Here is a 13,052-nt window from a genome sequence, read left to right as displayed (position 1 = left end):
TTATTAATTTTTTATAATAAAAATTTAACCTAATGTTTCCTGAAACAGGGCTTAACAATACAATGCCGGGCATAGTATTTGCAGTTTCATCTAAACCTTTTCACCATTAAAAATTCAAAATATTATGAATGTAGCAGATCTAAAAATCAGAAACTTAGTCGAGTACAAAAACCAGATTTATACGATCACTGAGATTTTCCAGCGTGTCGGGCAGACATATTTTGTTAAAATTGAAAATGATATCCACAGTGTTTCAGTTCCTGCTGATTCTATCAAACCTATTAAGATTACAGAGGAATGGCTTGAAAAATTCGGTTTTTCAAGAACCTACTCATCGGAACAGCGGATACGGTATGAGCGACCGGAAACATTCATCAAATATGATATCGATCTGAGTTCCAGAAAAATACTGGAAGGGCTTAAGATATATGGTAATGCCATAAAATGCAGGTATATTCATGAGTTTCAGAATATTTTCTCGTGCCTTTTCGGGAAAGAACCTGCTTTACATTTTGGCTACCTGAAGACAGAATCATAGTTTAATAGTTCTTAGTTGTAGAAAACCACAGTGAATAGCCACACTGTGGTTTTCTTCGTTAAGGAGCAGACAGATACCAGGCACAAAAGTTAAAATTGTTTGTATTGATGGAATGGAATTAACGCAAAGATTTTATTTTGAAACTGCTGATCCCAGTTATCGAACCTGGGCCAATAAAAATTCATTAAAAAATAAAAAACCGAAAAATTCACCATTGATCAATCATTCATTTCGTGCAAATTTGTATAAAGAATATAAAAAACACGTCAATGATTATAAAGATTATTAATTCCATACTGATCCTTGCAGCTGTCTTTATGGGTTTCAAGCAAGGATGGGCCATGATTTCAGGAAAACCGGAGATGGCTGAAATGTTCGGCAAATGGGGCTTTGACAAAACCGGCCTTATGATCAATGGTGCCGTTACGGTACTCGCTTCCGTACTGATCCTGTTCCCTAAAACATTTGTCTGGGGAAATTTTCTGATGGCAGCAGGTATATTGCTGATCATCTGTTTTCACTTTCTGAGCAGAGACTTAAAGGGGGTTGCCATCGAACTTCCGTTTCTCTGTCTGAATCTGCTTATCATTTACCTTCAGCACCCATTCAAAAACTAAAGTGATGATAAAAAAATACAAACTCATGAGCATGCTGGCGATAAGCTTCTCATGCATAGCCTGCGGGCAGAAAACAGATCATCAACAATTACAATCCAAAACACAACTTCAAAAAAAACAACAGACAATGGATGTATCAAAAATAACAGATCCTGCCGTAAAACAGGCGATAGAAGCATTACAGGCAGGCGATAAAAGATGGTATGGCTTTTTCACAGAAAATCCTGTCATGACAGATGACGGCAATACCGTAGACTTCGAATCTTTCTTTTCCAATGCTCTGGGAAAAGAGTCTTTTCTCAGCATAGATAGGGTTGAAAATAACGGACAGGCTCTTTACGGAAAATTTAATGCCGGAAAATGGGGCACATTCCCGGTGTTTTTTAAGTTCCACAAAAATCCTGAAGGAAAATTTGACAGATTAGATATTGGACAGGCCAGATAACTTGCCGTATCCAATATTGATTGATGATATAGCAGAAATATATCAGCAACTTATAAAGTATTATTTTACCTGATCATACAGTGAATTTATGAAACAAAAAATCCGGTTCATCTGAACCGGATCCTATGCTTAAGTAGCTTATACGCTAATGGCTAATAAATATTCTTTTCCGATTGCTTTTTTAGCTTTTGAAAACCAATTTATTGGCAAGTTTCAGGGTGTAAGTATTTTTTACTTTGGTCAGTGTATACTTTCCTTTTGTATAGATAACCGCTTTTTTAGATGCTTTCTTATCCAGTACAAGGCTTCCTTCGGATTCAGGCAGGAACAATTCCGCCTGCTTGCCGTCTTCACTCATGATGATGGCAGCATTGGAAGTATAACTTTTCTTATTATCCACTTCTTTAAGCTGTATTTTTTGCTCAAAAAGCCTTACACAGTCATTTTTTAAAACTGAAAAGGTATACCCTGCCGAGCCTTTGCATCCGTGTTTGTCTTTATCGGAACCTGCCCCTTTTGGACTAAGCTGTGCTGAAACTCCTGAAGCAAACATGAGAACAGTCATTGCTGTAATAAAAATTTTTACGTTTTTCATATGTTTTTAATTTATCGAATTTTATTATAATTTATCATTTTATTTTCTTCTTTCAAAATGAATGCCGAATAAAGTTTTATTGAACATAACATAAGAAAAAAGTTATTTCAGGATTTGAAACAACCTTTTTACAGTTATGCGATTTCGCAATTATTCATGTATTATAGATCAATTAAAAAAAACAGGTAATTTATTTTATTTTTTTAAACTCTACATTGGCTATATTGGCTCCAGCAAGTATAAATCCTGTAACATTTCCTTTTTTATCTTTTCTGAAATCCAATTGCCCAAGAAATGATTTATGGGAATAAAAATTGGTTGGACTTAAAGGATACAACAGAACATCAGGGTTAATATAATGCCTTGCGATCAATGTGTTATCTTCTACTAGTAATTGATAGATAGTATTGAATTCTTCATTTCTATAAAAACCTGTCAGCTTATTAAGATCTGCTTTATTCACTTTTATTGGTTCCAGCTTTACTTTTTTACAGACAAATGCAAAATCTCCTACGTTAAAAGTAAGGGTCTCTTTATGAAATGTTACACTCGCTGTGGGTATGGCAGGAATACCAAACTGATCATCTCCCATGATTGTTAAGAGCATTTTGCTTTTTCCCTGATAAAGATTTTTCCCGTCCGATAATATCTCAAGATAATTTCCAGGGTTAATTTCATACATCCCTTCAAATTTTTTCAGTTCGGCAGAGGTGTAGCTCATCTTCTGTGGTTGCGCAGATAGTACCTGATGATTTCCAAGAAACAGGTCAACAAGTTTATAGGCGATAAAAAGACCGTCAAAATTCCCCTTATTTCCAGCCAGCACAACAGATAACCGGTAGGCAGGTATGTGCAGTATATAAGACCTGTACCCCGCTGTACCACCACCATGGAAGACAATATTCAATCCTTTATACTTTCCGGTCTGCAGACCAAGGCCGTACTCTACTCTGTTTCCTGAATTCAGAAAAGTATTTTGCTGCATTTTATCATAGATCTCCCGGCTTCCGATCACAGGTTTCTGATAGTTCAAAGCCCATATACACAAGTCATTCAGCGTGGTGAAAATATTGGAAGACCCGTTTTCCATCTGTCCCAGAGGATATTTAAAAAATGTAGCATTGCTTTCCTGATAAGATTCTGCCCTGTTAGGAGTTATTTTCAATGGATCATCAACAGCTGTGGAACTGTTCATCTTCAGCGGTTGGAAAATATATTCCTTAAGAAGTTCTCTGAATTCTTTTTTGTAGACCCTGCGCAGAATTTCAGCAAGAAGCATAAAACCTGTATTGTTGTAAGCGTATCGTTCTCCCGGTTTAAAGTTGATACTTTTAATAGCTAAAACCGTCTTTATCGCCTGATCATTCGTTACCCGGAATTCATCTCCAAATCCCTGAAGTCTTTTAATGCTTGTAAAGTCCGGCAATCCGTGGGTATGGTTAGCCAGCTGCCTGACCGTTATTTTATAAGGCAGACTTTTCAATTCCGGCAGATATTTTCTGATATCATCTTCCAAAAACAGTCTGCCTTCACGCTCGGCTAAAAGCATAATAAATGCAGTAAATTGTTTAGAAACCGATGCAATATCAAACGCCGTAGAGTCTGTTACCGGAATTTTATCTTCAAGATTAGCAAGTCCGTATGTTTTTTTGTAAATAATCTTTCCGTCTCTTATAATCCCTACTGCCATTCCGGGAGCGTTGGGATCAGAATAATTGCTGATAAGAGAATCAGCTTTCCGGATTTCGTCTCTTGTTCCGGATTGTGCAGAAAGGATTCCGAAATTCAGGGCATAAAAAAGAAATAATGTAAGTTTAATTGTTGGCTTCATTTGTTGTAGTATTTAATGATGAAGCAAAGCTGAAACTTTGTGATGATTTAAACATCCGGGTACCGGAAAGCGGACACTTTTTTAGAAGAAAATCAGTCCGACTTTAAATCGGACATCTATTAAACATCTGATTTCCTGTAATCTGTAGGAGTCACTCCTGTTTCTTTTTTGAATGCTGTATAAAAAGAAGATCTGGAATTAAATCCCACTTCATACAATATTTCCAGTACAGTAAGTTGGGGTTGATCTTTGAGCAATCTTTTAGCATCATTAATTCTAAATTCATTAATAAAATCGAAGAAGTGTTTACCTGTATACTGATTGATCAGTACCGACAGTTGTTTTTCCGGAAGCTGAATCTGCTCTGAAAGTTTCTGAAGGGTAAGCTTATCATCCAGGTAAGGTTTTTCAGCCTGCATAAAATTCAGGAGTACTTTCAGCTGTTCAGGTTCTTCTTTGGGTTTTTCTACAGATTTTACAGGCTCCAGATCTTTGTTGATTCCTGCCAGAAGATTGGGACGGTATAGTGCATTCAATACAAACCAGCTGATGACAAATAATACAAACAGGGATGACAACGTATACAAATACATAAAAACCTCTTCATTATCTTTTACAAAACCTCTCAGCATAACAAAACAGTTTCCGATCAGAAAAATAATCGTGGTCTGCATGAGCCATTTATAAGTAAGATGATAATTACCGGAGTAATTTTCCCTGTACAGTCTTCTGAATGTTCTGAGGGTGATAAAGACAGCAATGATATAGCCATAATACTGAACGGTAGAAACAATATCAAGTATGCGGTCATTTTGCCCGGTAATTCCTGTTATCCCAAACCATACCCAAAAGAATATAAAAGGCAAAGCATGTACAAGGTGCTTTCCCTTAAGTTTAAAATTATAATAGCAGGCTGCGTTAACGTATAGAAAATACAAAGGAAGCTGTAATAAGATACTGGACAGTTTGAATCCTTTAATGATGCTGTAATCTGAAGGTGGCAGGAAAAAGCCGGAAAGATCAACTATCGAAATTAAAAGAAAGGCAGCAAACAAATAATTGGGAAGTTTGCGCTCTGCTTTTGCTGTTATCAGGAAAACACTCAACAGTAAAAACAGAAATACAATAATTTTACCTAAATCGTTTATTAATGCCATAGTTTATTTTCAATATGATAAATGAGCCTTTTCCTAAAGATGGTCCAAACTCTTTATCAGGGAAATTGTCCGGAATCTGACTGCCTTCAATTCACGCAGTTAAATATAATAAAATTTCAGCATCTATCTGCCTCCAAATACCGGATGCGTCGTTATTTTAACTTAATTAACAGCTCAGGAAGTCCCGTAATATTTGCATACATTTGTAACGCTGCAATATTCACTGAAACTGCAGTTTTCAATTCTTCACTATGGACACAGATATCATTATTTCTCAACTGATTCAGCATTTTCAGGAAATCATTGCTTTAAGAAAGAACGAAATTGACCTGATCACTCAAAAGTTGGAGTTTATCAGGCTTAAAAAGAAGGATTACCTGCTCCGTGAAGGGCAGATTTCAAGACATATGCGTTTCATTGCTACGGGAAGCCTGTATGCCTATCATATTGATGAAAAAGGTAAAGAAAATATTACTCAGCTGGGTATTGAGAACTGGTGGGTGAATGATCTGTACAGTTATCTGAGTGAGCTGCCTTCCAGAATGTTTATCCAGGCCAATGAAGATACTACGATCGTACAGATCAGCAAAAGTAACCTGGAATTGCTTTACAGGGAAGTTCCTGCCATTTCTGAATTCTGGCGGCTGAAAATGCAGTCGGCCTATGTTACCCTGCAGGAAAGGACGTTTGAACATTCCAGGGCAGATGCCTATACCAAATACAGAAACTTCGTTACCGCTTACCGTAATATCGAACAGCGGTTTCCCCAATATATGATTGCTTCTTTTCTGGGAATCACCGTAGAATATCTGAGCTATCTCAGAAAAAAACACCTCTCAGACGTTTCTTAAGATATCTTAAGTTTATTCCGTTCCGGCCTGAATAATTTTGCTCACAGATTTTTAATGAGTGAATTATGAAGGCTAAATTAATCGCCGTAACAACACTTGCTTCGGCTGCTTTAGGGCTGAATGCACAGAAACTTTCCTATACTCCCGATCTTGTCTTAGGGAACCGTTCCTATACCTATATGCACACTATCAATTATCAGCTGAATGACAGACTGAAATTGAGCAACCTTACTCTATTCGACACGGAATATACTCAGGACAGGGAGAATATATTCTTTATCCGAAACACCTTCGCATATAATCTTAGCAAAAAACTGAGCGTGAATGCTGCTTTCGGAATGAAAAATCCGGGTGCCTTCTTCAGTGCTTATGTACAATACAAAATTACCCGACCCACTTATTCGCTTTCCTACGCTATAGGAACAACTTACCAGAAAGGCTTTTCACTGGAACAGTCTGTCTCATTGGAATATATGCCATACCTGAAAGAAAACCTGCAGGGATATTTCAGTATACTGGCTATCGGAAACATTGACAACAGCGGTTATCCGAGAGGATTACAGTTGATCAGATTAGGAATAAAACAGAATAAAATGATGTACGGTGTGGCTACTAATTTTGACCAGTTCAACAACGGAAAAAAGACCCTGGAAAATATCGGGGCATTTGTAAAATATAACTTTTAAATAATTTAAGAAATGAAAAAAAACATTGATCTAGGAATTTTAATCAGCAGAATAGCCATTGGCTTTCCAATGTCGGTATACGGAATTAATAAACTGATCCACGGTATCGGATTTATTGAAGATATGATGACCATGCATGGTTTACCTTCTTTTTTTGCCTATGGTGTATTTGCGGGTGAGATTATTGCACCGGTGATGCTGATCATAGGGTTCAGGGCAAGGCTGGCAGGTGTGGTTTTTGCAGCAAACTGTTTTACGGCCATCATTCTTGCACAGACAGCCAATATTTTTAAGCTTAATGATTTTGGAGGCTGGGCTCTGGAACTTTTAGCAATCTATATGTTAATCGGTTTAAGTTTTTTCTTTACCGGAGCAGGAAAATATGCCGTTTCTGCCGGTAATAAATGGGATTGATGAATGCTTCCTGAGAATAAAAGCAATCTATTCCCGATCTTTTATCTGCAATAAAATTGTAAGCTGTAGATTTTAAACAGTATAACCTCCCGCAGATTTTTCAGATCCTCGTAAAAAATCTGCAAAATCTGCGGGAAGATTTAATAGCTGTGAATATAAAATACAAATCTCAACGTCATCCTGACTCTGATTTCCGGAAGCTAATCTATTGACAAGTATCTTCCGTTTCCCTTTTATTACTATATTTACTTTACGTTTAATAATTGATGATGAAGGAAATCATTGTACATCAGATTGATTCTTTTACAAAAGAAAAATTTAAAGGAAATCCTGCCGGAGTGGTACTGAATGCTGAACATCTGACTGATGAAGAAATGCAGCTGATCGCCAGAGAACTGAATAATTCAGAAACAGCCTTTATAAAAGGCTCTGACAGTGATAATTATGAATATTCCATACGGTATTTTACTCCAACAACAGAAGTCCCGATCTGCGGACATGCCACCATTGGAGCTTTATATGCGAAAGCCATAGAAGACCGGATGGATTCCTGTACCGTAAGAATACATACCCAGGTAGGAATTTTACCGATCGATATTATACGCCAGGACGATGATTATCAGATCACCATGACCCAGGGAGATTTTAGTATGAATCCTGTTTTTGACTCTTCAACAACTCAAAAAATTGTTCATGCTTTAGGCTTAGGAATGGAAGAACTTGACGAAAGATGCCCGGTACAGATTGCTTCTACAGGCCATTCAAAAGTAATGATCGGGATCACAGGCAGGGACCTGCTCAATAATCTGTCTCCGGATTTTACAGCACTCGCAGATCTTAGCAGGGAAATCAAATGTAACGGTTATTTCGTATTTACTTTTGATTCTGACGACAGAGAAATTCTTACTTATGGCAGAATGTTTGCCCCTGCGATCGGAATTCAGGAAGATCCTGTTACCGGAAATGCCAACGGACCATTGGGCGGCTATCTCATTCAGAATCAAATCATCAATATATCTGATGGTGTTTTTACATTTACGGGAAGACAGGGTGAAACCATCAACCGGATGGGAGAAATGAAGGTAGAAGTTACCGTTGCCAACAGCATCCCCCAAAGAGTAAGAATTACAGGAAATGCGGTAAGTGTATTCCGGACGATTATATCTGTTTAATCGGTATGGGTCTCTTCCAGCTTTTTGCGATAGTTTTTCGGTGTGGAACCTGTTTTAATCCTGAATAGATATGAGAAGTGGGAAAAGTTCTGAAAGCCCAGCTCAAAAGCTATTTCTTTAATTGATTTATCTGAACTGTGAAGTAAGTTTTTGGCTTCAAGAATGATTCTTTCTTTTATGAACTCGAGTGGAGATATATTGTATTGTTTTCTGCATATTACTCCCAGATAATTAGGCGTAATACATAGTTCTTCAGCATAGAAAGCTACATTTTTCTGGGTTTTGTAGTATTTGTCTACCAGCATATGAAAGCGGAAAGCAAGATTATCCGGAGTGCTCAGGGCTTTATTACCATAAGCATGCTCTACCCACAGGTTGATAATGAGTGCCAGAAGCCTTACCCTTGCATTGATCAGTTCCGGAAAAACGACATCTGCAGCAATTTCCTTTCTGATCGCATTAAATTCAAGACTGAACCTGTGATACGTTTCGTCATCAGGCTGTATCATTTCATATTTGCTGTAGGAAGAGAAAGTAAATTTAAGAGTCGGTGAAAATGTTTTAAGAATAGCATCGTTGACGATAAGCCTGCGGCCTTTGGTAGCCGGCGAAAGATCCCATCTGTATTCTCTTTTGGGAAGGTGTATGAATAACTGCTGCGCTTTCAGATCATATTTATTAAGACCGGTTATGCATTTTCCACCGTCACATTCATCCAGTAAAATAATGGTAAAGCAATTCTCAGGAAAAAAGTTTAATGATTCCCCACTGATCTCATCCTGAAAAACAACATCTATACCTTTGTTAAATACCTCCTCTACCGAGTCTTTATTGATCAATTCTTTTTCTATTATCATACCTTCTCTTTTTCAATACAATACTGAAATGCACTTACTAATTTATGAAAATACCCATACATTATTTTCCTTACTCAAAATTATCATGCCCATTAAAGCGTACAAAGATACATCCTTCTTATCTGTTTGAAACTATCAGAAACCGTGAGAAGAATGTCACCTTTTCATACCATTAATAATGAACAGCTGTATACGGAAACAAAAACAAAACCTGTATATATTTAAAAATAAGATACTTATAAAACACAAAAACCTCTTTTTACTCATTACTTTCAGTACCGGGATTTTTGCTTTACCATGTAAACAATACGTATATTTGTATAAGGCTTTTCCCGTAAAAACATGTTAACAGACAAATTCGGAAGACATATCAATTATTTAAGACTCGCTGTTGTAGACCGGTGCAATCTCCGATGTACCTACTGTATGCCGGAAAACGGACTTTCCTGGATCAAACAGAATGAGCTGATGACGGATGAGGAAATGCTCAGAATATGCTCCGTATTTACAGAACTTGGTGTAGATAAAATCAGAATTACAGGAGGTGAACCTTTTGTAAGAAAAAACTGCATCCGGCTTATTGAAAAGATATCCCATCTTAAGGGGCTGTCTGATCTCAGTATAACGACAAACGGGCTCCTTACGGAACAGTATATTCCTCAGCTTAAAGAATTTGGCATCAGATCCGTTAATCTGAGCCTTGATACACTGGATGAAGAACGCTTCTTCAGAATCACCCGCCGGAGAAGCTTTGATAAAGTGATGAAAACACTGGAAAGCCTGCTGGAGCATGATATCAGGGTAAAGATCAACACCGTAGTGATGGAAAATCAGAACACAGAAGATATCATTCCTCTGGTTCAGCTCGCAAAAGATCTTCCGGTGGATGTACGCTTCATTGAGGAAATGCCTTTCAACGGAAATAACACCGCTGATATGGTCCCGAAATGGAATTATCCACAGATCTATCGTTATATCAAAACCTATTTTCCCGATATAGAGAAGGCGGAAGATCCGAAAAGTTCTACATCATACAACTATAAAATACCAGGTTTTGCAGGAGATATCGGCATCATTGCGGCCTATACCCGGTCATTCTGCGGAGACTGCAACAGGATACGCATCACTCCCGCCGGTATATTGAGAACCTGCCTGTATGAAGGCGGCGGCATAAATTTAAAAGAAAAAATCCGCTCCGGAGCTACTGACGAAGACCTTAAAAATATAATTATCAACAGTATACACCATAAACCCAAAGACGGATGGGAAGCTGAGAAGCAGGACACCACTGCCCGATCCATTCACCAGTCGATGGCTACAATAGGAGGATAACTATGGAAATGATCACCGTACAACAGGCAGAAGATATTATACTTTCCCAGAGTCAGGACTTTGGAACAGAGACTATTTCTTATCTCCATGCATCAGGAAGAATTCTGGCAGAGGATCTCACAGCAGACCGGGATTTACCTCCTTTTGACAGACCTACCGTAGACGGAATTGCCATCCGCTATGAAGCTTATGAAAAAGGAGTCCGTTCATTTGGCATTAAAGCCATACAGTCTGCCGGAGAGCCACCCCTCTCTGTAGATTCAGAAACTGAATGCATAGAAATCATGACAGGCGCAGCCTTAGACCATTCGATGGACACTGTCATCCGGTATGAGGATATAACAATACATAACGGAAGCGCTGCAATAAACGCTGATATCAAGAAAGGTCAGAATATCCATCTGAAAGGCAGGGATAAAAAAGCAGGTGAAGTACTGGTAAAAGCTGATCAGGTGATCACTCCTGTCATCATGGGAATCCTTTCTTCTATTGGAAAAACTTCTGTTTCTGTAAAAAAGCTGCCTAAGATCATCATCATCTCTACCGGAGATGAAATGGTAAGCGCAGAATCTGTTCCCAATCATTATCAATTGAGACGTTCCAACGGAATTACCATACAGTCGGTGATAAAGAAATACAATATTGAAGCGGATATCCTTCACCTTCAGGATGATTATGAGGAGATCAGAAATGAGCTCTCCCGCTGTATCCGAACCTATGATATACTCCTGATGAGTGGCGGTGTATCTATGGGAAAATTCGATTATCTGCCGGAGGTTTGTGAAGAACTCGGAATAGAAAAGCTCTTTCATAAAATCAAACAAAGACCGGGCAAGCCTTTCTGGTTTGGAAAAAATAAAGACCAAAAGCTTGTTTTTGCATTTCCGGGCAATCCTGTATCCGTCTTTATGTGTCTGCACAGGTATTTTATTCCCTGGCTGGAAAGATCTTTGGGACTATCCGGAAGCTCACCTCAGTATGCAGTTTTGCAGAATGATATGCAGGTAAGTTTTCCCCTGCAGTATTTTGTACAGGTAAAGCTTTCTGTCAATCAGGCGGGACAGCTTACGGCTGAATCGGTTGAAACCAACGGATCCGGAGACTTTTCCCATCTTGCCGATACGGATGCTTTTATGGAACTTCCGCTGGAAAAGGAGATTTTCAGGAAAGGGGAAGTTTATAAAATATGGAAATATAATGACCAGTAAAAACCGGAGATTTCAAAACAATTTATTATTACAGATAAAAAACATATCAATATGCAGCTTACAATGAGCTTCACAGCAAGATAGATAAAATAAAACATGTCAGAATTTACTCACCTCGATAAAGACGGCCAACCTGCAATTGTAGATGTTGGCGGCAAGAAAATCACCAGCAGAAAAGCTGTTGCCCAGGCTGTCATTTCGTTGCCAGAGGCTGTTTTACATGCCTTACAGCAGGATGATTTTCAAACAAAAAAAGGCTCAGTATTTCAGATTGCCATCATTGCCGGAATAATGGGCGCCAAAAAGACGAGTGAACTTATTCCTCTTTGCCATCCGATCGGCCTTGACAATTGTAACCTCCACATAAAACTGAATGACAACAATGAAATTGTAATTGAATGCACCGCAAGCATAGAGGCCAAAACCGGAGTGGAAATGGAAGCCCTCACCGGAGCCTCCGTTGCAGCGCTCACCATTTATGATATGTGCAAAGCATTGAGCCATGATATTGTCATCAAAGAAATTAAATTAATAGAAAAATCAGGCGGAAAAAATGATTTCAAAAGAACATAATACAATTCCTCCCGTTAACGGTCTTGTTCTCGCCGGTGGAAAAAGTGTGAGAATGGGAAAGGCTAAAGATCTTCTTCACTGGCATGGAAAGGAGCAGCGCTATTTTGCCGCCGATCTTATCGCTCCGTTTTGTGAGGAGGTTTTTATCTCCTGCAGACAGGATCAGCTGGAAAATTTTGATCCCGGCTACAAAGCCCTTACGGATACATTTCTGAATATGGGCCCATTCGGCGGGATTCTTTCTGCGTTGCGCTCCCGGAGAGATACAGCATGGCTTGTTGTGGCCTGTGATCTTCCTCTGCTGGATCCGAAATCTTTGGAGTTTTTACTCCGGTCCCGGGATCCTGAAAAGGCAGCGACAACATATGAAAGTCCTTTTGATGGGCTGCCGGAGCCTTTGATTACGATCTGGGAGCCTAAAAGCTATCCTTTGTTACTCCATTTTCTGGGAATGGGAAATACATGTCCCAGGAAAGTATTGATCAATAGTGATACGCTTATTTTAAAACCGGAAAATCCGGATGCTTTAATGAATGTGAATACACCTGAGGATGCGGAAAAAGCAAAACAAATCATGAAAAAGTGACCTTACCAATAAATCACTGTGAGGAACGAAATGACGAAACAGTCTCCAAAAAATACTATTCTGTAGATCGTATTGGTAAATGTAAAGGCGTTAGTGAGTGAGTTTGTCGTATTTTAAAGCGCAAGGATTTTATCTGTGATAAAATTGAATGCTGTATATTGATGGTTTTCTTGCTCGCTGATTTTGCTGA

At 38.5% G+C, this 13,052-nt stretch carries 15 protein-coding genes; 11 read left to right on the top strand and 4 right to left on the bottom strand.

The genetic code is table 11. The features are described 5' to 3' along the window. The first annotated feature begins 124 nt into the window (after positions 1 to 124). From BBI00_RS03810 to BBI00_RS03800, 3 genes are all read left to right on the top strand, one after another. On the top strand, positions 125 to 538 hold the full coding sequence (locus BBI00_RS03810; protein WP_065397522.1) for a hypothetical protein: 414 nt from the start codon (positions 125 to 127) through the stop codon (positions 536 to 538). Between the two features lie 269 nt (positions 539 to 807). Beyond that, positions 808 to 1,155 (top strand): DoxX family protein, encoded by a 348-nt coding sequence (locus BBI00_RS03805; RefSeq protein WP_065397521.1) that lies wholly within the window; start codon positions 808 to 810, stop codon positions 1,153 to 1,155. Positions 1,156 to 1,159: 4 nt separating this feature from the next. Next, the gene (locus BBI00_RS03800) at positions 1,160 to 1,600 is read left to right on the top strand and encodes a hypothetical protein (protein WP_083988417.1); all 441 of its coding nucleotides are present in this window, start codon (positions 1,160 to 1,162) and stop codon (positions 1,598 to 1,600) included. A 181-nt stretch (positions 1,601 to 1,781) separates the two neighbouring features. On the opposite strand, the gene BBI00_RS03795 is transcribed toward BBI00_RS03800, so the two are convergent. The 3 genes from BBI00_RS03795 to BBI00_RS03785 form a co-directional block, all read right to left on the bottom strand. After that, entirely contained in the window at positions 1,782 to 2,195 is a 414-nt protein-coding gene (locus tag BBI00_RS03795) for a hypothetical protein (protein ID WP_065397519.1), read from the bottom strand. A 190-nt stretch (positions 2,196 to 2,385) separates the two neighbouring features. After that, positions 2,386 to 4,026, bottom strand: a complete 1,641-nt coding sequence (locus tag BBI00_RS03790; RefSeq protein WP_065397518.1) for a serine hydrolase domain-containing protein — start codon at positions 4,024 to 4,026, stop codon at positions 2,386 to 2,388. Positions 4,027 to 4,145: 119 nt separating this feature from the next. Beyond that, positions 4,146 to 5,183 carry a helix-turn-helix domain-containing protein gene (locus BBI00_RS03785; RefSeq protein WP_065397517.1) on the bottom strand — a complete coding sequence of 346 codons (1,038 nt, stop codon included), beginning with the start codon at positions 5,181 to 5,183 and terminating at the stop codon, positions 4,146 to 4,148. 251 nt (positions 5,184 to 5,434) lie between these two features. On the opposite strand from BBI00_RS03785, the gene BBI00_RS03780 reads away from it, so the two are divergent. From BBI00_RS03780 to BBI00_RS03765, 4 genes are all read left to right on the top strand, one after another. Continuing rightward, complete coding sequence (locus BBI00_RS03780) at positions 5,435 to 6,034, top strand: Crp/Fnr family transcriptional regulator (RefSeq protein WP_065397516.1); 600 nt, start codon at positions 5,435 to 5,437, stop codon at positions 6,032 to 6,034. A 65-nt stretch (positions 6,035 to 6,099) separates the two neighbouring features. Next, positions 6,100 to 6,720 carry a hypothetical protein gene (locus BBI00_RS03775; protein ID WP_065397515.1) on the top strand — a complete coding sequence of 207 codons (621 nt, stop codon included), beginning with the start codon at positions 6,100 to 6,102 and terminating at the stop codon, positions 6,718 to 6,720. Positions 6,721 to 6,732: 12 nt separating this feature from the next. Further along, positions 6,733 to 7,134: a DoxX family protein gene (locus tag BBI00_RS03770; RefSeq protein ID WP_065397514.1), complete on the top strand. Its 402-nt coding sequence runs from the start codon at positions 6,733 to 6,735 to the stop codon at positions 7,132 to 7,134. A gap of 266 nt (positions 7,135 to 7,400) precedes the next feature. Further along, complete coding sequence (locus tag BBI00_RS03765) at positions 7,401 to 8,306, top strand: PhzF family isomerase (RefSeq protein WP_065397513.1); 906 nt, start codon at positions 7,401 to 7,403, stop codon at positions 8,304 to 8,306. On the opposite strand, the gene BBI00_RS03760 is transcribed toward BBI00_RS03765, so the two are convergent. Continuing rightward, a complete protein-coding gene (locus BBI00_RS03760; RefSeq protein ID WP_065397512.1) occupies positions 8,303 to 9,163 on the bottom strand; it encodes a helix-turn-helix domain-containing protein in 861 nt (286 codons plus the stop codon). The two genes, BBI00_RS03765 and BBI00_RS03760, sit on opposite strands and share 4 nt — an antisense overlap. A 342-nt stretch (positions 9,164 to 9,505) precedes the next feature. Between BBI00_RS03760 and moaA the strand changes: the two genes are divergently transcribed. The 4 genes from moaA to BBI00_RS03740 all read left to right on the top strand — a co-directional run bounded on the left by moaA (position 9,506) and on the right by BBI00_RS03740 (position 12,862). Beyond that, a complete protein-coding gene (gene moaA / locus BBI00_RS03755; protein ID WP_065397511.1) occupies positions 9,506 to 10,495 on the top strand; it encodes a GTP 3',8-cyclase MoaA in 990 nt (329 codons plus the stop codon). 8 nt (positions 10,496 to 10,503) lie between these two features. Further along, entirely contained in the window at positions 10,504 to 11,703 is a 1,200-nt protein-coding gene (locus BBI00_RS03750) for a molybdopterin molybdotransferase MoeA (protein WP_065399606.1), read from the top strand. Positions 11,704 to 11,799: 96 nt separating this feature from the next. After that, entirely contained in the window at positions 11,800 to 12,276 is a 477-nt protein-coding gene (gene moaC, locus BBI00_RS03745; RefSeq protein WP_065397510.1) for a cyclic pyranopterin monophosphate synthase MoaC, read from the top strand. Further along, positions 12,257 to 12,862, top strand: a complete 606-nt coding sequence (locus BBI00_RS03740; protein ID WP_065397509.1) for an NTP transferase domain-containing protein — start codon at positions 12,257 to 12,259, stop codon at positions 12,860 to 12,862. The genes moaC and BBI00_RS03740 overlap by 20 nt, the downstream gene beginning before the upstream one ends. Positions 12,863 to 13,052 lie beyond the last annotated feature (190 nt).

It is taken from the genome of Chryseobacterium arthrosphaerae (assembly GCF_001684965.1).
GTDB lineage: Bacteria > Bacteroidota > Bacteroidia > Flavobacteriales > Weeksellaceae > Chryseobacterium > Chryseobacterium arthrosphaerae.
The sequence above is the reverse complement of the archived record's forward strand: the minus strand, read 5'-3'. Positions and strand labels throughout refer to the sequence as shown.